At 71.7% G+C, this 20,874-nt stretch carries 20 protein-coding genes; 7 read left to right on the forward strand and 13 right to left on the reverse strand.

Annotation, left to right across the window (positions count from 1 at the left end; genetic code table 11):
* Positions 1 to 164: 164 nt before the first annotated feature.
* From KQY30_RS34410 to KQY30_RS34420, 3 genes are read right to left on the reverse strand one after another with little or no spacing between them, the layout of a single operon-like run.
* Positions 165 to 1,880, reverse strand: coding sequence for a protein kinase (locus KQY30_RS34410; protein WP_217310413.1), 1,716 nt, complete (start codon positions 1,878 to 1,880; stop codon positions 165 to 167).
* A gap of 33 nt (positions 1,881 to 1,913) precedes the next feature.
* The gene (locus KQY30_RS34415; protein WP_254407463.1) at positions 1,914 to 3,020 is read right to left on the reverse strand and encodes an ABC transporter permease; all 1,107 of its coding nucleotides are present in this window, start codon (positions 3,018 to 3,020) and stop codon (positions 1,914 to 1,916) included.
* 30 nt (positions 3,021 to 3,050) lie between these two features.
* Positions 3,051 to 3,863 carry a sulfite exporter TauE/SafE family protein gene (locus KQY30_RS34420; RefSeq protein WP_217310414.1) on the reverse strand — a complete coding sequence of 271 codons (813 nt, stop codon included), beginning with the start codon at positions 3,861 to 3,863 and terminating at the stop codon, positions 3,051 to 3,053.
* A 212-nt stretch (positions 3,864 to 4,075) separates the two neighbouring features.
* Between KQY30_RS34420 and KQY30_RS34425 the strand changes: the two genes are divergently transcribed.
* From KQY30_RS34425 to KQY30_RS34435, 3 genes are all read left to right on the forward strand, one after another.
* Positions 4,076 to 4,645, forward strand: coding sequence for an NUDIX hydrolase (locus KQY30_RS34425; RefSeq protein WP_217310415.1), 570 nt, complete (start codon positions 4,076 to 4,078; stop codon positions 4,643 to 4,645).
* A gap of 245 nt (positions 4,646 to 4,890) precedes the next feature.
* Positions 4,891 to 6,153 (forward strand): D-arabinono-1,4-lactone oxidase, encoded by a 1,263-nt coding sequence (locus tag KQY30_RS34430; RefSeq protein WP_254407737.1) that lies wholly within the window; start codon positions 4,891 to 4,893, stop codon positions 6,151 to 6,153.
* Positions 6,154 to 6,267: 114 nt separating this feature from the next.
* Complete coding sequence (locus KQY30_RS34435) at positions 6,268 to 7,269, forward strand: class A beta-lactamase-related serine hydrolase (RefSeq protein WP_217310417.1); 1,002 nt, start codon at positions 6,268 to 6,270, stop codon at positions 7,267 to 7,269.
* 34 nt (positions 7,270 to 7,303) lie between these two features.
* Here KQY30_RS34435 and KQY30_RS34440 read toward each other — a convergent pair whose 3' ends face one another.
* Entirely contained in the window at positions 7,304 to 8,188 is an 885-nt protein-coding gene (locus KQY30_RS34440) for a class I SAM-dependent methyltransferase (protein ID WP_217310418.1), read from the reverse strand.
* A gap of 210 nt (positions 8,189 to 8,398) precedes the next feature.
* Here KQY30_RS34440 and KQY30_RS34445 point away from each other — a divergent pair, with 210 nt between their 5' ends.
* Positions 8,399 to 8,893 carry a DUF5954 family protein gene (locus KQY30_RS34445; protein WP_046496774.1) on the forward strand — a complete coding sequence of 165 codons (495 nt, stop codon included), beginning with the start codon at positions 8,399 to 8,401 and terminating at the stop codon, positions 8,891 to 8,893.
* Positions 8,894 to 8,906: 13 nt separating this feature from the next.
* Here the strand turns inward: KQY30_RS34445 and KQY30_RS34450 are convergent, their stop codons facing one another.
* Genes KQY30_RS34450 through KQY30_RS34460 form a run of 3 tightly spaced genes read right to left on the reverse strand, consistent with a single transcriptional unit; the run spans position 8,907 to position 11,809 of the window.
* Positions 8,907 to 9,689 (reverse strand): class I SAM-dependent methyltransferase, encoded by a 783-nt coding sequence (locus KQY30_RS34450; RefSeq protein WP_217310419.1) that lies wholly within the window; start codon positions 9,687 to 9,689, stop codon positions 8,907 to 8,909.
* A gap of 36 nt (positions 9,690 to 9,725) precedes the next feature.
* Positions 9,726 to 10,745: a helix-turn-helix domain-containing protein gene (locus KQY30_RS34455; protein ID WP_217310420.1), complete on the reverse strand. Its 1,020-nt coding sequence runs from the start codon at positions 10,743 to 10,745 to the stop codon at positions 9,726 to 9,728.
* 53 nt (positions 10,746 to 10,798) lie between these two features.
* Positions 10,799 to 11,809, reverse strand: a complete 1,011-nt coding sequence (locus KQY30_RS34460) for an alpha/beta hydrolase (protein ID WP_217310421.1) — start codon at positions 11,807 to 11,809, stop codon at positions 10,799 to 10,801.
* Between the two features lie 263 nt (positions 11,810 to 12,072).
* Between KQY30_RS34460 and KQY30_RS34465 the strand changes: the two genes are divergently transcribed.
* Genes KQY30_RS34465 through KQY30_RS34475 form a run of 3 tightly spaced genes read left to right on the forward strand, consistent with a single transcriptional unit; the run spans position 12,073 to position 14,644 of the window.
* The gene (locus tag KQY30_RS34465) at positions 12,073 to 12,969 is read left to right on the forward strand and encodes an ABC transporter substrate-binding protein (RefSeq protein ID WP_217310422.1); all 897 of its coding nucleotides are present in this window, start codon (positions 12,073 to 12,075) and stop codon (positions 12,967 to 12,969) included.
* 17 nt (positions 12,970 to 12,986) lie between these two features.
* Positions 12,987 to 13,886, forward strand: a complete 900-nt coding sequence (locus tag KQY30_RS34470) for an amino acid ABC transporter permease (protein ID WP_217311492.1) — start codon at positions 12,987 to 12,989, stop codon at positions 13,884 to 13,886.
* On the forward strand, positions 13,883 to 14,644 hold the full coding sequence (locus tag KQY30_RS34475) for an amino acid ABC transporter ATP-binding protein (protein WP_046496761.1): 762 nt from the start codon (positions 13,883 to 13,885) through the stop codon (positions 14,642 to 14,644). Before KQY30_RS34470 ends, KQY30_RS34475 begins: the two co-directional genes overlap by 4 nt.
* A 27-nt stretch (positions 14,645 to 14,671) precedes the next feature.
* On the opposite strand, the gene KQY30_RS34480 is transcribed toward KQY30_RS34475, so the two are convergent.
* The 6 genes from KQY30_RS34480 to sthA all read right to left on the reverse strand — a co-directional run bounded on the left by KQY30_RS34480 (position 14,672) and on the right by sthA (position 20,738).
* On the reverse strand, positions 14,672 to 15,997 hold the full coding sequence (locus tag KQY30_RS34480) for a cytochrome P450 (RefSeq protein ID WP_254407464.1): 1,326 nt from the start codon (positions 15,995 to 15,997) through the stop codon (positions 14,672 to 14,674).
* Positions 15,994 to 16,602 carry an ATP/GTP-binding protein gene (locus KQY30_RS34485; protein WP_217310423.1) on the reverse strand — a complete coding sequence of 203 codons (609 nt, stop codon included), beginning with the start codon at positions 16,600 to 16,602 and terminating at the stop codon, positions 15,994 to 15,996. The genes KQY30_RS34480 and KQY30_RS34485 overlap by 4 nt, the downstream gene beginning before the upstream one ends.
* Positions 16,580 to 16,951 (reverse strand): DUF742 domain-containing protein, encoded by a 372-nt coding sequence (locus KQY30_RS34490; RefSeq protein WP_046508797.1) that lies wholly within the window; start codon positions 16,949 to 16,951, stop codon positions 16,580 to 16,582. The genes KQY30_RS34485 and KQY30_RS34490 overlap by 23 nt, the downstream gene beginning before the upstream one ends.
* Positions 16,948 to 17,358, reverse strand: a complete 411-nt coding sequence (locus tag KQY30_RS34495; RefSeq protein ID WP_217310424.1) for a roadblock/LC7 domain-containing protein — start codon at positions 17,356 to 17,358, stop codon at positions 16,948 to 16,950. Before KQY30_RS34495 ends, KQY30_RS34490 begins: the two co-directional genes overlap by 4 nt.
* Positions 17,359 to 17,365: 7 nt before the next feature.
* On the reverse strand, positions 17,366 to 18,931 hold the full coding sequence (locus KQY30_RS36905) for an ATP-binding protein (RefSeq protein WP_254407465.1): 1,566 nt from the start codon (positions 18,929 to 18,931) through the stop codon (positions 17,366 to 17,368).
* Between the two features lie 403 nt (positions 18,932 to 19,334).
* Positions 19,335 to 20,738: a Si-specific NAD(P)(+) transhydrogenase gene (gene sthA / locus KQY30_RS34505; protein ID WP_217310425.1), complete on the reverse strand. Its 1,404-nt coding sequence runs from the start codon at positions 20,736 to 20,738 to the stop codon at positions 19,335 to 19,337.
* Positions 20,739 to 20,874: the final 136 nt, after the last annotated feature.

The raw sequence follows: 20,874 nt of genomic DNA on the forward strand, positions 1-20,874 counted from the left end.
CCGTTTCGGTCGATCGGTCGAGGGCGGCACGGCGCCGGACGCGTCCACGCCCGGCACGGGTCATGTTCCGCGCCGCTCGACTGAGATGACACGCGAATGGGCCGGGTGGTTGTCCCCGCCGCCCCTGTTCGACCGCTGTTCGCCGCCGTACGGGTGACGGCGGATCAGCTCCCCGCCCTGGGGTAGCTCTCCAGCACTTTGCCCGAGATGTCGGCGGCCAGATAAGCACCGCCGTAGTCGTCCGACACATAGACGAGCAGCGTGGGCTTGTCGTCGGCGAAGGTCCAGGCGCCTTCGACGACGACATAGCGGAAGGTCGGCTTGTCGACACCGAGATCCTTCTCGGCCTTGCTGAGCAGAGCGGGCAGGGCGTCCCAGTTGATCGACGTCAGGTCGACCGTGCCGTCGTCGTCGGAGAGCGTGCCGCCCGCCCTCTTGGTCGTCCGGCCGCCCCGGTAGTCATAGGTGTCGTACAGCTTCTTGTTCCCCGCGACCGGGGCGTCCGCCGACGCGTACTCGCTGTAGAGCTTGAACCCGGTCACCTCCGTGCCGCCCATGACCGGCTTGAGCTTCTGGATCACCTCTCTGGCGGCGGAGGGCGTGAGCAGCGAGTCCGTGGACCGCTGGTACGGGGTGCCCTGATCGGAGGTCTGAGCGCCGGGATCGACGGGGGCGCCGCTCACGGTCCGGTCCGTGCCGGGGGAGTTGTCGTCGACGGTGCGGTCCGGGATCAGGTTCCAGACCAGTACGCCGGTGAGACCGACCCCGACGACGGCGGTCGCGATCAGGACGACCGGGTTCCTGCGGGCGCGTACCGGGCGCGACGGGGCGGTGGTGACGGGCGCGGGCCCGCGCGGGGCGGGCGAGGCGGGCGCCGAGAAGGGCGCCGTCGGCGACCGGAAGCCGGGTGAGGGGGCGGGGTGCTGCCCGTAAACGGGCGGCGGGGTCGGCCGGTACCCGTAAGCGGGCGGCGGGGACGTCACCAGGGTCGGCGGCAGGGGCGCCGGTGCGGTGTCCGGCGCGGCCGGCCCGAAACCGGGGTTCTGCGGGATCGCGGCGAGCAGCCGGTCCAGCTCGGCCGCCTCGGGCCGCGCGTCCGGGTTCCGGTCCAGCAGCGCCATCACCACGGGCCCGAGCGGCCCGGACCGTACGGGCTGCGGTATCTCCTCGTCGAGCACGGCGGCCAGCGTGGCGAGCGGCGTGGTCCTGCGCAGCGGATGCGTGCCCTCGACCGACACGTACAGCAGCATGCCCAGCGACCACAGGTCCGAGGCGGTACGGCCCTCGTCGCCGCGGATCCGCTCGGGGGCGATGTACTCGGGGGAGCCGATGAGTTCACCGGTGGCCGTCAGACCGCTCGTTCCCTGGAGCGCCGCGATACCGAAGTCCGTGAGCACCGGCCTGCCGTCCGGGCGCAGCAGGACATTGGCGGGCTTCACATCCCGGTGGTGGATCCCGGCCGCGTGCGCCGCGCGCAGCGCCGCCAGCACTCCGCGGCCGAGCGCGGCGGCCTCGCCGGGAGTCAGCAGGCCCTCCGCGAGCCGCTCCTGGAGCGACTGGCCCTGCACCAGCTCCATGACGATCCAGGGATGCGCGATGTCCGCCGCGTCCACGATGTGATGGATCGTCACCACTCCCGGGTGATCGATCCTGGCCAGTGCCCTGGCCTCCCGCAGCACCCGTTCGCGGAGCGTCCTGGCCGCCGTCGGATCCGCGGCGAGCAGCGCGGGATCGGGCGGCCGTACCTCCTTGAGCGCCACCTCGCGGTGGAGCGCCAGATCACGGGCGCGCCACACCATTCCCATACCGCCCGCGCCGAGCCGGCCCAGCAGCTCGAACCGGCCGTCGATCACGCGTTTTTCCTGGCCCCCTGCGTTCATGGCGCTCAGGGTAGAGCCATGCGTACGGACCGGTCATACCGCGCCCGCATCCTGGTCCCGGCCAGTGCTTCCGTCCGGCGGGGCGGAGGCGGACCCGTGGCCGCCGGGGTGGCGTTCGCGCCAGATCAGGAAGACGGCCGTCGACACCAGTGCCCAGCACGCCAGGACGACAAAGGGGAACGCGTGCTGCGCGTTGCCGAAGTAGACGGCGGTGTGCTGGGCGTTGATCGAGGCGCCCGGCGGCAGCCAGCGTCCGATGTGGCCCAGCAGCGAGGGCAGCAGCGGCCAGGAGACGGCTCCGCCGGAGGAGGGGTTGCCGAGCACCACCATCAGCCCCCAGGTGGGGACCAGCGCCCACCGCCCGACAAGGGTGTTGAACATGGTGAAGACCATGCCGGTGGTGAACATCGTGAACGCCAGGATCAGCCAGGACTCGACGAACGGGAACCGGATCGCGCCCAGCCACCAGTCCACCACCGCCGCGATGGAGAATCCGCCGAGCAGCGAGTGGGCTGCGGTGCAGGCGATACGCGCCCCGGGGGTGAGCGCGCCGGCGTGGACATTGAGCTGAGTGGCGCCGACGAAGCCGATGATGACGGCCGCGATCGAGATGTAGAAGAGCGCGAGTCCGCGCGGATCGCCCTTCTGGAGGGGCTTGACATCGGTGATCCGCACCGGCACACCGAGGGACCTGCCCACCGCGGGAGCGGTCTCCGTGAGCACCTGGGCCACGGAGGCCCCGGCGGCACTCGCCACCGCGAAGTCGACGTGGTGCGGCAGAAAGGTCAGGATCGCGAACACCTGCTGCTCCTCGACTCCGTGGCGCGCGGCGGCGCCGGTGGCGTAGGGATGCAGTTCGAGCGAGGCGTTGAGCTGCTTCTCCATGCCCTCCACGAAGGCGGTGGCGGTCGCGGTGTGCGTGGGGCCGACCACCGCGGCGGGGATCCCGTGCGGTGTCGGGTTCGCCATGTTGTACGTGTACGAGCCCGCGAAGAGCCCGGCGGCCGTGGCGGCGATGACCATGATCACGACAGCGGGCAGAAAGGGCGAGGCGGCGAACGCGGCCCACCACCCGGCGACGGTCCGGAGCGCGGCGCGCGTACGGCCGGAGCGGGCACGGCCTTCATGATCGTCACGCATGAAGGCACCGTAAACCACGTGGAGCAGCGGTCAGCGGAGCAGCAACTGGAGCCCGCCGAGCACGGTCGCCGCGATCACCAGCCGCTCGAAGAGCCGCTGATCGATCCGGTCCGCGCACACCTTGCCGATATAGGCGCCCGGGAACACGAAGAGCACCAGCGCCGCGTCCAGCAGGAGCGAGCGGGCGTCGATCAGGCCGAGCCCCACACTGAACGGCACCTTGGTGAGGTTGACGATCAGGAAGAACCACGCCGAGGTGCCGAGGAAGCCGAGCTTCCGGAAGCCCGCGGAGAGCAGATACATCGACATGACCGGGCCGCCCGCGTTGGCGACCATCGTCGTGAACCCGCTGAGCACACCGTACGAACGGGCCTTGAGGCGACCGCCCGAAGGACCCGGGCCGTCCGTGGCACCGGAGTCCCGGCCGGTGCCGTCGCCCGTCTCCGGTTCGGTGCCGCCCGTCCCCTTCGCGGCGTCCGCCGCGGCGCGCCGCCGCCAGACCGTGACTCCGGCCATCAGCAGCAGGATCGCCCCGATCGAGGTACGGACGGCCTCGTCGTCGGCCCAGAGGAGGAAGACCGTCCCCACCACGACACCCGCGGCGACCGCCGGAAACAGCCGCCACAGGGTCGGCCAGTGCGCATGGCGCCGGTAGGTGAGCACCGCGAGCACATCGCCCATGATCAGCAGGGGCAGCAGCACACCGGTCGAATCCCGGGCGGGCAGCACGGCCGCGAACACGGCCAGACTGACCGTGTTCGCGCCGCTCACCGCGGTCTTCGAGAAGCCGACGAGCGCCGCGGCCGCGGCGAGCGCGGCGAATCCCCACCAAGTGATGTCCATGCCAACGTCTGATGGTATGCCCGATGGACCGGGTGTCCGGTGCGCGGACCGGGAGTGCAGCGGAGATCACACGGCCCGTCCCGGGGTTCGGCGTACGGGCGGGGCGCCCCGAAAACCCGGAGGACACCGGCGCCGGGGATTCCGTAGCCTCCTCCGTGCCCCGCGAGGACCGCGCGGCACCGACCAGACCAGGCATATGCAGGGAGTACGTCATGGGGGCTGTGGGCCGGCCGATCACCGAGGCGCTGTCGCGATACCGGACGGAGGACCCGGCCGAGGCCGCCGATGTCGGCCGCGTCCGCGCGCTGGCGGAGAGCGCCGCCGATCCCTGGCTGCGCTCGACCCCGCTGCATGTCACGGCGTCCGCGCTGATCGTCCACCCCGCGAGCGCGCGGGTGCTGCTGCGCTGGCACGGACGGCTGGAGTCCTGGCTCCAGGTGGGCGGCCACGGCGACCCGGGCGAGACCGAACCGCTCGATGTGGCGCTGCGGGAGGCCGTCGAGGAGACCGGGCTCGACGATCTGGTCCCGTATCCCCATCCCGACGGCGCCGGTCCCTCACTCGTCCAGGTGGTGATCGTCCCGGTGCCCGCGGGCGGTGGCGAACCTGCCCATGAGCACGCCGACCTGCGCTTCGTCCTGTCCACGGACCGGCCCGAGGCGGCGCGCCCGGAGCGCCCCGACGCGCCGCTGCGCTGGATGTCCGTGCCCGAGGCGATGGAGGCCACGGCCGAGGCCAATGTCCGCGAGGCACTGCGGCGGGTGGGGGCACTGCTCGGCTGACGGGCACTGCTCGGCTGATCGAGGCCGAAGCCGAAACGTGACCGGGCCACGGGGCCCCGGGCCGTCGGTCACCGGGCGGGGGCCCGGCCCGCCGGTTGCCCGTTCCGAGGACACGCATGTCAGAGTCCTGGAAGGAAGATTTCGGCAGGAAGAAACGGAACAGGGAGAACGCCGTGCCCCACGCGCCCGAAAGCCCCGCCGCCCCCGGCGAATCAGGTCAGCCCGGTGAGTCCGGTGAGGCCGCCATACCGCCGGCGGTGACGAACTGGGCGGGGAACATCACCTTCAACGCGGCCCGCACGCACACCCCTTCGTCCGAGGAGCGCCTGCGGGAGATCGTCGCCGGGAGCGGTTCGGTGCGCGTGCTGGGCAGCGGTCATTCGTTCAACACGCTCGCGGACACCCATGGCGATCTGGTCTCCGTGGCCGGGCTGCCGAAGACCGTGGACATCGACGAGAAGGCCCGTACGGTCACGGTCGGCGCGGGCCTGCGGTTCGCCGAGTTCACCGGCGCCGTGCACCGCGCGGGCCTGGCGCTGCACAACCTCGGCTCGCTCCCGCACATCTCCGTCGCGGGCGCCTGCGCCACCGGAACGCATGGCTCCGGCTCCGGCAACGGCAATCTGGCCTCCGCGGTCCGCGCCCTGGAACTCGTCACCGCCGACGGCGGAACTCTCACCCTGACCAGGGGCGACGAGGACTTCGCGGGCGCCGTCGTCGCGCTGGGCGCGGTCGGAGTCGTCACCCGGATGACGCTGGACCTCGTACCGGCGTACGACATCCGGCAGTGGGTGTACGAGGGCCTCCCGTACGAGCGGCTGCGCGAGCGGTTCGACGAGGTGCTCTGCGCCGCCTACAGCGTGAGCCTCTTCACCACCTGGCGGACCGGCCGGATCGACCAGGTCTGGCTGAAGCAGCGGACCGGCGACGGGCGTCAGGACCCCGCGCCGGACACCTGGCTGGGCGCGGTGCTCGCCGACGGACCCCGCCATCCGGTGCCGGGCATGGACGCGGGGACCTGCACCGTACAGGGCGGCGTGCCCGGGCCCTGGCACGAGCGGCTGCCGCACTTCCGGCCCGAGTTCACTCCGAGCAACGGCGATGAGCTCCAGAGCGAGTACTTCGTCGCGCGCGAGGACGGTCCCGCGGCCTTCGACGCGCTGACGGCGATCGGCGGGCGGATCGCGCCGGCCCTCCAGATCGGTGAGATCAGGACGGTCGCGGCGGACGATCTCTGGCTGAGCCCGGCGTACGGTCGCGACTCGGTCGCCTTCCACTTCACCTGGCACCCGGACATGGCGGCGGTGGTACCGGTGCTGGACGCCATCGAGGAAGCGCTGGAACCGTTCGCCGCCCGGCCGCACTGGGGAAAGGTCTTCACCATGGGCCCGGAGCGGGTCAGGGAACGGTACGAGCGGTACGCGGACTTCGAGGCGCTCATCGCGAAGCTCGACCCGCGCGGGGTGTTCCGCAATGAGCTGATCGGCCGGTATTTCCGCGAAAGCTAGCCAGGTCCGCGATATCAGACGATTCGTCCGTCAGTATCGGTCTCGGGAATTTTTGTCACCAACCTATTACCTGGAACATATCCACATCACAGAATCTGTTTCTAACCTCACGCCATGGCCCGGCACAGAATCGCTCCGAACCCCGTCACCGCCCTCCTGGTCACCGGATGGGTCGCGGCCGGCGGTCTCCTGCTGACCACCGGCGGCGACGCTCCGGTCCCGGCGCGTGCTGCCGTCGCGCCCGTCCCGCCCGGATCCGGCGCGGCTCCGCTGCCGGGGCTCCGGGCGGTGGGCGCGGTACGGGCCGGGGAGGCCGGCCGGGGCTCCGGGACCGATGGCAAACCCTCGCCGAAGCCGGACAAGCCCTCGGCAGAGCCGGACAAGCCCGCGGTGGATCCGGACGAGGCGCTGGCCACCTCGCTCGCACCGGTCGTGAAGTCCGACTCGGCCTCCCTCTCGGTGGCGGTGCTGGACACGGAGGACGGGGACACGGCGTCGTACGGGTCCGGGAAGACCTATGACACGGCGAGCATCGTCAAGGTCGACATCCTGGTGGCCCTGCTGCTGCAGGCACAGGACCAGGACCGCCATCTGACGGCGGAGGAGAAGGACTACGCGACCTCCATGATCCGCCTCAGCGACAACGCCTCGGCGGACGCGCTGTGGATTGCGATCGGCGGGTCGTCCGGCCTGGACGAGGCGAACCGAAGACTCGGGCTGAAGGCGACGACCGCCGGAGTGAACGGCCACTGGGGGCTGACCCAGACCACGGCCGCCGATCAACTGGTCCTGCTCTCCGCCGTGTTCGGCGACGACTCCGAGTCCGACCTCAGCGAGGCCTCACAGACCTTCATAAGAGGGCTGATGGGTACGGTGTCGACGGAGCAGGACTGGGGCGTGTCCGCGGCGGGGAAGCTCACCGGGCTGAAGAACGGCTGGCTGCCGCGGACAGCGACCGGCCTGTGGGACATCAACAGCATCGGGCGCGTGACGGTGGACGGGCACGGCTATCTGCTGACCGTGCTCTCGCGGGGCAGCGCCAGCAAGGAGGCGGGCGTCGCCATGGTCGAGAGGGCTTCGAAGGCGGCGGTGCGCGCCCTCAGCGCGCAGGCATGACAGTGCGGGCCACGGGCCGTCCACTGCTGCCTGATCAGGCTTGGGCCGCGAACCGGGTCAGTACGGTCATGGTGGGCCGGAGATTCCGTACGACGGGCACCCGCCGCAGCACCGGCTGGACCACGCCGTAGTACGGACCGTGTCCCCGCGGCGGCGGAACTTCGCGTACGGCCGTGATGTACGGATGCGCCCCGAACACCTTCCGCAGCTCACCCCCGTCCATGCCCCAGGGCATCGGCGGTACGGCGTAGCCCCGGCGGGTCCGCATCGCGCCACGCCTCGTACAGGCGCTGAACCACCTCGGGACGGCATCGAAGACCAGCGCCCCGCCCGCGAAGCGCCCGGCGCAGGTCGCGATCACCTCCCGTACTTCCGGCGGCCGCAGATACATGAGCAGCCCCTGTGCCGTGACGAGCACCCCGTGGGCCGTGCCGACCTGGTCGGGCCAGGCCGGGTCCAGCACGGAGCACGGGTAGGTACGGCGCCGGTCGCCGTCGGGGAGCAGCCGCCGCCGGACGGCCGCGGTCTCGGGCAGCTCCACGGTCAGCCAGCTCATCCGGCCGTTGTCCACCCGCCAGAACTGGGTCTCCAGTCCTTCGCCCAGCGCGACGACCGTGCCGTAGGGGCGCTCGGTGAGGAAGTGCCGTACGACGGTGTCGAAGGTACGGACCCGCAGGCAGTGGCCCTGTGCCAGGAACGGGTTCGGCGGGCCGAAGGTCTCGGCGAAGGGGTAGTCGATGGCGTCGACCAGCTCGACCGCCTTGGGGTCATGGAACTTCCAGGACGGCTGCCGCGCGGCGCACGCCCGTTGGTACAGATTCCACAGCAGGGTCTCGGGGACACCCGTGAGCGCGACGGTCTCCTTGCCGCTGCGCTGCCTGCCGTGGTCCTCGCCCGGGGGCCGCTGGTTCCGGTCCATGGCGGATCGCTTCCCGTGCCGCTCGACTGCCCTGTGCCTCGCGCCTGTGCCTGCTGCCCATGCCCTCCGCACTCCCCATTCAACCCCTCCTGCCTGCGGTTATCACGTCCAACGGTGGCGAATTCGTGTGACGGAAAGATGGCCGGATTTACACCGGATGATCCTTGTATCCGTGACGCGCGAACCGCGTTCATACGGCACTCTGCTCGTATGAGCGCGAACTCGGACGACACGGCGGACGGTGTATTCGACGATGCGGCCGCCCGGCGGCTGCTGGAGCTGGGGCAGCGTGAGGAGGCACTGAGACGGGCGTTCCCGGTGGACGGTCCCGATACGGACCGGATGTCAGTCGCGCATTACACGGGCTACTCCGCGATGCTTCACGAGGACCGTGGATGGCGGCAGCTCTTCCCCGCCGTTCAGGCCGAGGAGGAGGCGCGGGCGGATCTGCGCGATGTGCTGCGGCTGCGGGCCGCGAGCGCGGGCGAGCTGGCTCCGCGTTTCACCCGGGCCGCCGAGGCCGTGGCCCGGGGCGAGGACCAGGTGATCATCGGCGAGGACGTCTACCGCGTGGTGCGGATCGAGCAGACCGTCATCATGACCGCGCACGGCCCGCAGACGCCCCGGCCGCACGACCGGGAGTTCCCCGAGGTGTTCGACGAGCGGCCGGGACCGCGCGGCCCCGGCCGTCCCCTGGAGGACTGACCCGGCTGCCGGCTCAGGCGGTGCGCGCCACCACCAGCGCGCACCGGGGGCTGCCGTCGGGCCGGAGACCGAGGCCGGAGAGGGGAAGCACGGAGGTGGTGAAGCCCGCCCCGGCCAGCTCGTCCAGTACGTCCGGGAGCCGGAAGGTGCGGTAGTACATGACGAACGGCGGGCGCCACACCAGATTGCGCAGCCGCATCGCCGTGTCGAACCCCCAGAGCGCCCAGTAGAGCTTCGAGCCCACTCGGGGCGGCGCCGGGACGGGGAAGACGAACAGGCCGCCCGGCCGGAGCGCGGCCCGTGCCTGTGCGAACAGGGCAGGCCGCTCGGCCGGCAGGAAATGCCCGAACGCCCCGAAACTCACGGCCAGATCGAAGACGGGCGCCAGCGGCAGGGCGCGGGCGTCGGCCCGTACCCAGTGCACGGCCGGAGCGCCCTGAGCGCCCTGGGCGCCCGGAGCGTCCGACGCGTCATCCGGTACCTGATCCGGTACGGCGGACCCGGTGGCGTCCCTGGCGGCGGCCAGCATGCCCGCGCTGAAGTCGACCCCGACGACCCGCTCGTCACAGAGCCGCCGCAGCACCCCCACCCCGGCCCCGGTCCCGCAGCAGATGTCGAGCCCCGTACCGAAAGGGCCGAGCGGCGCGGCGGCATGTACGACCGCGTCCAACAGAGTGTCGGGCGTACGGAAAGGAGTCCGGTCGAACTTCGGGGCGAGCAGGTCGTAGCCGCGCTCGACGGACGACAGCGCCTGGACGGCGAGTTCGCGCAGGGTCGGACCTTCCGGAGTGAACATCGCCCATCAGCCTAACGAGTTCCCCGGCCCCGGCGCTCAGAGGTGCTGGTTGCGGTGGAGCCGCCACACCGTCAGCGCGAGCTGGAGACGCAGCCGGCCGTGCGGCTCCTGCACCGGCCAGCCGAGCCAGTGCTCGGCCTGCGCCAGACGGTCCTGGAGCGTCGAGTGGTGCAGCGTCAGCTCCGCCGCCGCGGCCCGCAGACTGGTGGCGAAGGCGACCTTCTGGAGTGTGACGGCGGCCCAGGGGGCGGCGGCGATCGCGCGGTCCAGCGCGCGGACATCCGGCACCGGCTCCGTGCCGGGACCGACCGCGTCGGCCAGCAGCACGAGACCGCCCAGATCGTCCGCGTACACGATCCGCGGCCCGGGATCCTGCTCACTGCCCTCCGCCGTGAACCGCAGCGCGGTCCGCGCGGCTGCCGCCGAAGCGGGCAGGTCGGGTACGGGCACCGCCGGGCCGATCCCGGCGCGCCGAGCGCCGGCGGACGGCGTACGCGCGCCCGGGGAGGGCATCGTCTCGACCACCACGGGCCCTCCCGCGGGCGCCACCGCGCGGGCGAGCGCCGCGTCCCGCAGACCGAGGCGTACGGCCGCCTGCCGCCGGGCGTGCTCCGGCGCCGAGGCGTCCAGCAGCACCTCCACCGAGGCCGGATCCGCCGCCGGGCCCTCCACCGGCGCCCGGCCCCGGGTCCGGTCGAGGACATCGCGGGCCGCCGCCGCGGCCCGCTCCAGCACCATCGCGTGCACACCGCCGGGCGGTCCGGTCCGCTCCAGCCACACCGCCGCGCCACCGCCCGGCACCAGCGCGGCCGACATCCAGCCGGGATCGACGGGGCCGCCGCCGTCCTGCCGCACCCCGTCGGCGCCCACCCGGATCCGTACCCCGCGCGCCTCGTCCACCAGCCGGGCGGCGCAGCCCGACAGCACGGCCGCGCCGCGCACCAGGGACTCCAGGCCCGCGCGGCCCTCGACCAGCCGGTCGAAGTACGCGATCACCTGGAGCGCCGCGCCCGCGTCGGGGTCGAGTGCCGCGAGCCTGCCCGCCAGCTCTTTCACCGCTTCATCCTGCGCCGTCCAACGGGCGGTGCCAACGGTCGGTTCCCGCCCGGTCAGTCCGCGAGCAGCCGGCGCAGCCAGGAGAGCTGGGCGGCCCTGGCCGCCTGGGACACCGCGGCCTGCGGCGCCAGACCGTCGAAGCCATGGAAGCCGCCCGGCCACACATGCAGTTCGGCCTGGCCGCCCGCCTGCCAGAGCCGGGTGGCGTAGATCACGTCCTCGTCCCGGAAGGTCTCCGCCGAACCGACATCGATGAACGCCGGCGGCAGCCCCGAAAGATCCTCGGCCCTGGCCGGAGCGGCATACGGGGAGACATCCGGGCCACCGCGCCGCTCGCCCAGCAGGGCGGTCCACCCGGTGTGGTTCGCCTCGTGGTCCCAGACTCCCAGGCCGGCCATCTGATGGCTGGAGGGCGTGTCGTTGCGGTCGTCCAGCATCGGGCACATCAGCATCTGCCCGGCCAGCGCCGGGCCCCCGCGGTCCCGAGCCAGCAGGGCGACCGCCGCCGAGAGCCCGCCCCCGGCACTGCCGCCCCCGACCACGATCCGCGCCGGGTCGATCCCCAGCTCGGCGGCGTGCTCGGCCGTCCAGACCAGCCCCGCGTAGGCGTCCTCCACCGGGGCGGGATGCGGGTGCTCGGGGGCCAGCCGGTACTCCACGGACACGATGACCAGGCTCAGCTCCTGCGCCCAGTCGAGCAGACGGTCGATGCCGGTCCGGTTGTCCCCGAGGACCATGCCGCCGCCATGGATGTTGTAGACGGCGGGCAGCCCCGTACCCGCGCCGGCCGGGCGGCAGATGAGCAGGGAGATGTCCGGCTCGCCGGCCGGCCCCGGCACCGTACGCTCCTCGACCTCGATGGCACCGTCCCGCCGCAGGTCCTCCTCCGGCAGCCGCGCCAGAGTCCCGGCCTGCCGTATCGCCGGAAGATCGTTCAGCTTCAGGGTGTCCCCGAGCTGCTCCCTGATCACATCGAGGGCCGCCGCCAGCTCGGGATCGAAGGGCGGCGGGGGACCGGTCCGTCCCTCGGCGGGCGGAACGTACGAGGACGAAGTGACGGTCATCGGCTCTCTCCCTCTGTGCGCGGTCACCTCTCTGTGACCCGTCCCGCCATCCTGCCTCCGGTCCGGCGCGTCCCGGCAGCGCCAAGCGGCGGAGATCACCCGCCGTCCGGCGGGTGCCGTCCCATCCGGCGCGGTGCGGCGATCCCGGCCCGGCCCGGTGTTCCACCGTGCTCAAACCTCCCGGCCCCTCCCACCGGCGGATTTCATACGATCGCAATCCTGTGATCTCGACAGACACCCCCATACGGTGTCACTCTCCCGCCATGCACCTCACCGCCCGAAGCTTCCTCCCCGCTGTTCTCGTCCTCGCCGTCGCCGCCGCCGCAGGCTGCGCTCCGCAGGATTCGCCCTCGTCGCCGGAGTCGTCGGACGCGTCCGCCGGTGGCGCCGCGCCGTCCGCCGCGGCCTCCTGCGAGGCGGGCGCGCTGGCCACGGAGACCAAGGGGAAGCTGACCGTCGGAACGGACAAGCCGGCCTACGCGCCCTGGTTCCAGGACGACGACCCCGCGAACGGCAAGGGCTTCGAGTCCGCCGTCGCGTACTCCGTCGCCACGGCACTCGGCTTCACCAAGGACCAGGTCGTCTGGCAGACCGTCCCGTTCAACAACTCCTTCTCGCCGGGCGAGAAGAACTTCGACTTCGACATCAACCAGGTCTCCATCAGCGACGAGCGCAGGCAGGCCGTCGACTTCTCCTCCGGCTACTACGACGTGCGCCAGGCCGTCGTCGCGCTCAAGAAGTCCCCGTACGCCGGAGCGACCAGCGCCGCCGCCCTCAAGGGGGCCAAGCTCGGCGCCCAGGTCGGCACCACCAGCCTGGACACCATCAACGAGATCATCAAGCCGTCGCAGCAGCCCGCCGTCTTCCAGAAGAACGACTTCGCCAAGTCCGCGCTGCGCAACGGTCAGGTCGACGCCATCGTCGTCGATCTGCCCACCGCCTTCTACATCACCTCGGCGGAGGTGCCGGACGCCGAGGTCGTCGGCCAGTTCGCCGACTCGGCGGGTACGGCGGAGCAGTTCGGGCTCGTCCTCGACAAGGGCAGCGCGCTCACCGCCTGCGTCACCCGGGCCGTCGACGGACTGCGCGAGGACGGCACGCTCGCCGCGCTGGAGAAGCAGTGGCTGTCCGACGCCGTGGACGCGCCGGTGCTCAAGTGACCTTCGGAACCACACCCCTGGCGAAGGACGGGGGGACGGGCGGGGGCGCGCGCAAGGACGACGGCGACGACGGGTACACACCGTCCGCGCGCCGGCTCGAACGCGAGCGGTACAAGCGCGCCCGCGCCCGCCGCGCCACCGCCGTCGCGGCGCTCTCCACCCTGGTGACCGGCGCCGTGCTCTATCTCGTCATCACCGGCTCGCCCGGCTGGCAGCGCACCCGCGAGACCTTCTTCAGCGCCGAGTACGCCCGGATGGCACTGCCCAAGGTGCTCGACGGACTGCTGCTCAATCTGCGGCTGCTGGCGGTCTGCGGCGTCTGCGTCCTTGTGCTGGGGCTGCTGCTGGCCGTCGCCCGCACCCTGCGCGGGCCGGTCTTCTTCCCCGTCCGGGCGCTGGCCACCGCGTACACCGACTTCTTCCGCGGACTCCCGCTGATCATCTGTCTGCTGATGGTCGTCTTCGGGGTGCCCGCGCTGCGGCTCCAGGGCGTCACCAACGACCCCGTCCTGCTCGGCGGCACCGCGCTCGTCCTGACCTACTCCGCCTATGTCGCCGAGGTCTTCCGGGCGGGCATCGAGTCTGTCCACCCCTCGCAGCGCGCAGCGGCCCGCTCACTGGGCCTGTCCAACGCCAAGACCCTGCGGTACGTGGTGCTTCCGCAGGCCGTACGGCGGGTCGTACCGCCCCTCCTCAACGATCTGGTGTCGCTCCAGAAGGACACCGGACTCGTCTCGATCGCCGGTGCCGTCGACGCCGTCTACGCGGCCCAGATCATCGCCGGAAAGTACTTCAACTACACGCCCTATGTGGTCGCGGGCCTGGTCTTCGTCGCGCTGACGATCCCCATGACCCGCTTCACCGACTGGGTCACCGCCCGGATGGACCGCCGACGCGCGCAGGGAGGAACCGTATGACGGCCGGCGACACGCCCGTGCTGCGCCTGGAGTCCGTACGCAAGACCTTCGGCCGGGACCGGGTCGTGCTGCGGGACGTCAGCCTCGATGTCGCGCCGCACACTGTGACCGCGCTGATCGGCGCGTCGGGCTCCGGCAAGTCGACCCTGCTGCGGTGCGCCAATCTGCTGGAGGAGATCGACGACGGCGCGATCTTCCTGGACGGCGAGGAGATCACCGACCCCCGGGCCGACGCGGACGCGGTACGCCGCCGGATCGGCGTCGTCTTCCAGTCGTACAACCTCTTCCCGCACATGACGGTCCTCCAGAACATCACCCTGGCGCCCCGCCGGGTCCTCGGCGTCCCGCGCGAGGAAGCGGCGGAGCGGGCCGGGGAACTGCTGGCCAGGCTCGGTCTCGGCGACAAGGCCGGGGAGTACCCGGACCGGCTCAGCGGCGGCCAGCAGCAGCGCGCCGCGATCGTCCGTGCCCTGGCCGTGCGCCCGCGGCTGCTGCTCCTCGACGAGATCACCGCGGCGCTCGACCCGGAGCTGGTCGGCGAGGTGCTCTCGGTCGTACGGGACCTCAAGGACGAGGGAATGACGATGGTGCTCGCCACCCATGAGATGGGCTTCGCCCGGGAGGTCGCGGACCAGGTCTGCTTCCTGGACGGCGGGGTCGTCCTGGAGCGCGGCACCCCGGCGGAGGTCTTCGGGGCGCCGCGCCGGGACCGTACGAAGCGGTTCCTGCGGCGGATCGTGGAGGCGGGCCGGCTCTGACACCCACGGGCCCGGCCGCACGGCGCGTCACCCCTGCCCGGGCCGGCGCGGCGCGGCGGTGAACTCCACCGGCAGCGAGACCGGTACCCGTGTCCAGGGCGAGGGCTGCCAGCTCACCTCCTCGGCCCGGATGGCCAGCCTCATGTCCGGCAGCAGATGCAGGGCGGTGTTCACCGCGGTACGGGTGATCAGCCGCGCGGGCACCTGCGCCGGGCACACATGCGGACCGGCCGAGAACGCGAGATGCGCGCGGTTGCCCGGCTCGCCCGCCTCGTCGGGACGGATCGCGGGGTCGTCGTTGGCGGCGGCGATCCCCAGGATCAGCACATCGCCGCGCCGGATCCGGCGGCCCCCCAGCTCGGTGTCGCGCAGCGCGTACCGGGCGGGCATGTTGTTCATCGGCGGATCGCGCCACAGCGCCTCGTCCAGGGCGTCGTCCACCCCGAGCCGGCCGCCGTGCAGCCGGGCGGCGAACCGGGGGTCGGTGAGCATCAGCCGCAGGGCGTGCGAGATCCAGGCGTTGACCCCCTCCGTCCCCGAGGAGATCATCACCACCATCGACTGGAGCCGCTCCGCGTCGGTGCGCAGATTCGGGTGATGGATGATCGCGGTCGTCAGATCGTCGGCCGGGTTGACCTGCCGCTCGCACAGGGTGTCGACCAGGATCTCCTGGAAGTGGCGGTTGCCGTCCTGCGAGTCGTCGGCGCTGCCGAACAGCGCGACCAGCGCCCGCCGCAGCTCCTGCCCCTCGCTCCTGTCCAGCCCGAACAGCGAGGCGATGGAGAGCAGCGGCACGATCGCCGCGTACTCGCTCACCAGATCGGCGCGGCCGTGCGGGGAGAACTCCGCGATCAGCTCCGTGCACACCTTCTCGACCTGGCGGCGCGCCTTGCGCTGGTCGATACGGGCGACTCCGTCGTCCAGGGGCTGGCGCAGCCGGCGGTGCTCGGGGCCGTCCGCACCGATGACATTGGCGCGCCACGCCATCATCGGCAGGAGTCCCGAACGAGGGGACACCGCGCCCTCGTTGAGGTCGCGCCAGTTGCGGGCGTCGCGCGAGAAGACCTGCTCCTGGCGGGTGACCGCCAGCAGTTCCCGGTAGCCCATCACCAGCCAGGCGGGGACGCCCGGCTCCAGCTCGACCCGGGCGACGGTGCCCCACTCCTCGCGCAGCGTGCGGTAGACCTCGCGGGGTTCGGCCGCGCCGGTCGCGGAGGTGAGCGGAAGCGGATCCGTACCGCCACCGCCCGTGTGTGCGGGACAGCCGGGCGGCGGTGCGGCGGGAGAACCCGGAGAAGAAGGGGCGGAGGGAGCAGAAGGAGCGGAGGGTGCGGAGGGGGCGGTCTGGGTCATGAGACGGTCTCCTTGGCGGGCACCGTACCGGCGGCGGACACATACTCGACCAGGCTGATCAGCGCGTCCACCGAGGGAGCCCGCTCGCGCGCGTCGCACATCACCACCGGTGTGTCCGGCAACAGGTCGAGCGCGCGCCGCAGTTCCCCGGTGGCGTACTCCTCGCTGTCCGGGAACTGGTTGACCGCGACCGCGAACGGCAGTCCGCGCAGCTCCAGTTGCTCCAGGACGTCGAAGCTGTCCTCCAGCCTGCGGGTGTCGACCAGGACGAGCACCCCGAGGGCGCCCTCCGCCAGCCCCTCCCACAGATCCCAGAACCGCCGCTGCCCCGGAGTGCCGAACAGATAGAGCACCAGCCGGGAGTTGAGCGTGACCCGCCCGAAGTCCATGGCGACCGTGGTGGTGGTCTTGGTGGACATCCCGGCCAGATCGTCCACGCCCACACTCGCCTCGGTCATCACCTCCTCGGTGCGCAGCGGCTCGATCTCGCTGACCGAGCCGACCAGTGTGGTCTTCCCGACGCCGAACGCGCCCACGATCAGGATCTTCACAGCCTGCTGGACAGTGTCGGGCAAATAGCGGTCAGCGGAGCCGACGGAGACCATCCAGTACCTCCTGAAGCAGTTGCGGGTCGGGCTGCACGGCCTGGGGGACGCCGGAGCGCGCGGACAGATGGCCGCTGTCGACGAGATCGGAGGCCAGCACCTTCACCAGACTCACCGGCAGTTCGAGATGGGCGGACGCCTCCACCAGGGAGAGCAGCCGCTCGCACATCCGGACGAGGGCGCGCTCCTCCCGGGTCGCGGAGACCGGCAGTTCGCAGGGCGGATCGGCCGCGATCAGCAGGGTCTCCACCCCCACGGTGTTGCGCGAGGGCCGGGACCGTCCCCTGGTGATCACGTACGGGCGTAACGCGCCGGACCCGTACTCGCCCTCGTTCCCCGGACCGGTCACCGAGCCGATTCCTGTCGCGGCGGACTGCTCAGATTCCCGGCGCCGATCTTCAGCACCTGCGCCTGCATCTGCCGGGCGACCAGCTTCGGGTCCACCACGGGTCCGGTCACCACGGCGAGATGGGCTCCGTTGGCGCTGCGCATGAAGAGAAAGCCTCCGTTGAACTCCACCATCTGCTGATGCACGGCCCCGCCGTCCTCGCCGAACTCCCGGCCCAGGCTGCGGGCGAGGGACTGGAGGCCGGAACAGTTCGCCGACAAACGGTCGGCGGAGTTCCGGTCCATGCCCTCGGAGCTGGCCAGCAGCAATCCGTCGGCGCTGAAGACGATGACTTCTCTGACCCCGGGCACCACGGCGACATCGGCGATCATCCAGCCGCGTTGCTCCGGGTTCTCCACGTAGCTCATGCTCAGTTCAGTCCTTCCGTTCGGATGTGGGGGAGGACGGGCCGTCATGGCCCTCGATCGGGAGGGAGCCGGACGCCGGCGCGGGCCGGCCGCCCTCGAAGAACTGCTCCATCCAGTTGCCGGCCTGTTCCGGTGTGCCCGGCGGCGGTGTGGCGGCGGGTGCCGCCTCGGCCGCCGGAGCGTATTCGCCGCGTCGTGAGCGGCGCTGGGGCAGTCGCCCCGATCCCCGCCGGGGGGCGGCGGGCGTCCCCTGGGCGGGGGTTTCGGAGGCCGTGGGGCCGGGTGTCACCGGGTCGGGGTTCACAGGGCTGGAAGTCACCGGGGCAGGAATCGCAGGGACAGGGGTCATGGGGGCGGGGCGCTTGGGCAGCGGGGCGATGGCGGAGACGGACGTCCGGTCCGCCGCGGGCGTGCGCACGGCAGGCGGCTCCGCCGGCGGGGTGCCGGGCACCGGGCTGTCGGCCGTCTCCGACGGAAGCGCGGGCCGGGGTACGTTCCTGACGGACCGGCGGGGCGGTGTCGTACCGGCAGGGGCGAGGGTCTCCAGCACCTCCGAGGGCACCAGCACCACCGCGCGGACACCGCCGTACGGGGACGGCCCCAGGTCGACATGGAAGCCGTGCCGGTCGGCGAACCGCCCCACCACCGCGAAACCGGTCTGCGGGATCTCGCCGACCTCGCCGACCCCGAGGAGCCTGCGTCCGGAGACGATCTCGCGCGCCTCGGCGAGCCGGTACTCGTCCAGGCCGAGCCCGCCGTCGTCCACCTCGATGACCGCGCCGCGCTGCACCGTACGCACCGTCACCGGCACATTCGTCCGCGGCGGCGAGTACTCCGTGGCATTGGCGAGCAACTCGGCCAGCAGATGCACCAGCGGCTCGACGACCGCGGGCCGCACCCCGATGTCCGGGTCGCCGGTGACCTCGATACGGCGGTACGCGACGATACGGCCGGACGCGGCCCTGACCACGTCCACCAGCGCGAGCGGCTTCTGCCACTGCTGTCCCGGCCACTCGCCGCACAGCACCTTCAGGCTCTGGGCGTGCCGGGCCTGCTGGGTGGCCGCGTGGTCGACCCGCATCGTGGTCTCCAGCAGATCGGCGTCGCCGGGATAGCGGTCGGCCAGCCCCGTCACCGCGGCCTGGATCCGGTGCGCCGAGGTCTGGACCCGGCTCGCCAGCTCCACCAGCGCGAGGCGCTGCGACTCCTCGCGGTGCTCGACCGAGTCGGCGACCTCGGCCAGCAGCCGGTCGAACCACCCGGCCACCGTGTCGCCCAGCCGTCCGCCGCCGGTACGCGGCGGCACCGGGATCTCCGTCCGGCTGAGCGCGGCGGGCAGCCGTTCCTCGACGAGGTGCTCGGCCTCCCGCCGTACCAGCTCGGCCTGTTGCTCCAGCCGGGAGCGCCAGTCGGCCTCGCGGCGTGCCGCGGCCTCCTCGGCGCGTCGGTGGAGGCCGCGCAGGTTCACCAGCGAGACGAGCACCAGCAGGGTGACCACGCCATAGGCCACGGCCGCGCCGGCGTGGACACGCGCGAGGGAGACCACCGCGGCGGCGAACGCGGTGCCGGTCATGACGAGAGTCACCGGCCAGGGCCACGGCGAGGTACGGAAAAGACGTGAGGGCGCGGGGGAACGTGCCATGGAAAACCTTCGAGTTGGCTGAAAAACGTGGTCCGGCTCGGGTCCTGTCCGCCGGACAGGACCTCATTCACCCGGCGGAAGTCACGGGCGGCGAAGGCAGCGGGAAGCCGGTATGAGCGCCGGACGGGCGGGCGTGGGGCGCTGGGCCCCTGCGGCCTCGGCACGGACATACGGCTTGATCATGGGTAGAACTACCTCTTCACCGGACGCTGTTGGGGGATCGTACAACCCCCGCCCTCACGCGTAGTCACATCCCGGCCACATGGGGTCACGGTGAGAGGGCAGCCAGGACCTGGCCGTTCACGGTGACGGCCAGGCGGAAGACCCCGCGCGCTCAGCGCTTCATACGGTCGATCTGGCGGATCTTGTTCGTCACGTCCAGGGCGGCGACCTTGTACGACTCGGCCAGCGTCGGGTAGTTGAACACTGCGTCCACCAGATAGTCGACGGTACCGCCGCACCCCATCACGGCCTGTCCGATATGGATCAGCTCGGTCGCCCCGGAGCCGAAGCAGTGCACACCGAGCAGCTTGCGGTCCTCGGGCGACACCAGCAGCTTCAGCATTCCGTGCGCGTCCCCGATGATCTGGCCGCGGGCCAGTTCCCGGTACCGCGCGACCCCGACCTCGAACGGCACCCGCTCATCGGTGAGCTGGTCCTCGGTCCGGCCGATGAAGCTGATCTCCGGAATGGTGTAGATACCGATCGGCTGAAGGTGGTGCATTGCGTTCACCGGCTCGCCGCACGCGTGGTACGCCGCCACCCGGCCCTGTTCCATCGACGTCGCGGCCAGCGCCGGGAAGCCGATGACATCGCCGACCGCGTAGATGTGCGGAACCTCGGTGCGGTAGTGCTCGTCCACCGTGATCCGGCCGCGCCGGTCGGCCGAGAGCCCCGCCTTGTCGAGGTCGAGTTCCTCGGTCATGCCCTGCCGCCCTGCGGAGTACATGACCGCGTCGGCGGCTATCTTCTTGCCGCTCTCCAGGATGGTGAGCGCGCCCTCTTCGTGCCGCTCGACCGCCGCGACCGTCTCCCCGAAGCGGAAGGTCACCGCCAGATCGCGCAGCCGGTACTTGAGCGCCTCGACCACCTCGACATCGCAGAAGCCGAGCATGCCCTCGCGCTGCTCGACCACGGTGATCTTGCTGCCGAGGGCCGCGAACATGCTCGCGTATTCCATCCCGATCACACCCGCGCCGACGATGACCATGGACCGGGGCACCCGCTCCATGCTCAGCACGCTGTCCGAGTCCAGGACCGTACGGTCGTCGAACTCCACGCTCGCCGGGCGGGCCGGGCGGGTTCCGGTGGCGATGACGATGTGCCCGGCGGTGAAGACCCGCTCCTGGCCCGACGCGTCCCGTACAGCCACGGTGTGGTCGTCCACGAACCGGCCGGTGCCCGAGAGCAGCGTCACCTGGTTCCTGGCGAGCTGGTTCCGTACGACATCGACCTCGAGGCCCATCACATGCTCGGTGCGGGCGGTGAGATCCGCGACGGTGATCTCTTCCTTGAGCCGGTAGCTCTGGCCGTACAGATCCCGCTGGGTGAGCCCTGTGAGATAGAGCACCGCCTCGCGCAGTGTCTTGGAAGGGACGGTTCCGGTATGGATGGAGACGCCGCCGACCATATTGGGCCGGTCGACGACGGCGACCCGCCGGCCGAGCTTGGCCGCCGCTATGGCGGCCTTCTGGCCGCCCGGTCCTGATCCGATGACAAGCATGTCGAAGTCGGGCACGGGAGGAGTCTGTCAGCCGCGGGTGTTTCCCGGAAGGGCGGACCAGGAGGTGATTCGCCCGCCCGGGACCTGCCGTGTTCACTTGCGGTGCGGGCCTTACGGTGAGATCTGTCCGGTCCGCCGCTGAGGCGCGCCG

Source organism: Streptomyces sp. GMY02, from assembly GCF_019056675.1.
Taxonomy (GTDB): domain Bacteria; phylum Actinomycetota; class Actinomycetes; order Streptomycetales; family Streptomycetaceae; genus Streptomyces; species Streptomyces odonnellii.

Excerpts from the sequence above, each read along its gene's own strand:
- KQY30_RS34410 (WP_217310413.1), bottom strand. The coding sequence starts at position 1,880 with ATGAACGCAGGGGGCCAGGAAAAACGCGTGATCGACGGCCGGTTCGAG.
- KQY30_RS34415 (WP_254407463.1), bottom strand. The coding sequence starts at position 3,020 with ATGCGTGACGATCATGAAGGCCGTGCCCGCTCCGGCCGTACGCGCGCC.
- KQY30_RS34420 (WP_217310414.1), bottom strand. The coding sequence starts at position 3,863 with ATGGACATCACTTGGTGGGGATTCGCCGCGCTCGCCGCGGCCGCGGCG.
- KQY30_RS34425 (WP_217310415.1), top strand. The coding sequence starts at position 4,076 with ATGGGGGCTGTGGGCCGGCCGATCACCGAGGCGCTGTCGCGATACCGG.
- KQY30_RS34435 (WP_217310417.1), top strand. The coding sequence starts at position 6,268 with ATGGCCCGGCACAGAATCGCTCCGAACCCCGTCACCGCCCTCCTGGTC.
- KQY30_RS34440 (WP_217310418.1), bottom strand. The coding sequence starts at position 8,188 with ATGGACCGGAACCAGCGGCCCCCGGGCGAGGACCACGGCAGGCAGCGC.
- KQY30_RS34445 (WP_046496774.1), top strand. The coding sequence starts at position 8,399 with ATGAGCGCGAACTCGGACGACACGGCGGACGGTGTATTCGACGATGCG.
- KQY30_RS34450 (WP_217310419.1), bottom strand. The coding sequence starts at position 9,689 with ATGTTCACTCCGGAAGGTCCGACCCTGCGCGAACTCGCCGTCCAGGCG.
- KQY30_RS34460 (WP_217310421.1), bottom strand. The coding sequence starts at position 11,809 with ATGACCGTCACTTCGTCCTCGTACGTTCCGCCCGCCGAGGGACGGACC.
- KQY30_RS34465 (WP_217310422.1), top strand. The coding sequence starts at position 12,073 with ATGCACCTCACCGCCCGAAGCTTCCTCCCCGCTGTTCTCGTCCTCGCC.
- KQY30_RS34475 (WP_046496761.1), top strand. The coding sequence starts at position 13,883 with ATGACGGCCGGCGACACGCCCGTGCTGCGCCTGGAGTCCGTACGCAAG.
- KQY30_RS34480 (WP_254407464.1), bottom strand. The coding sequence starts at position 15,997 with ATGACCCAGACCGCCCCCTCCGCACCCTCCGCTCCTTCTGCTCCCTCC.
- KQY30_RS34485 (WP_217310423.1), bottom strand. The coding sequence starts at position 16,602 with ATGGTCTCCGTCGGCTCCGCTGACCGCTATTTGCCCGACACTGTCCAG.
- KQY30_RS34495 (WP_217310424.1), bottom strand. The coding sequence starts at position 17,358 with ATGAGCTACGTGGAGAACCCGGAGCAACGCGGCTGGATGATCGCCGAT.
- KQY30_RS36905 (WP_254407465.1), bottom strand. The coding sequence starts at position 18,931 with ATGACCGGCACCGCGTTCGCCGCCGCGGTGGTCTCCCTCGCGCGTGTC.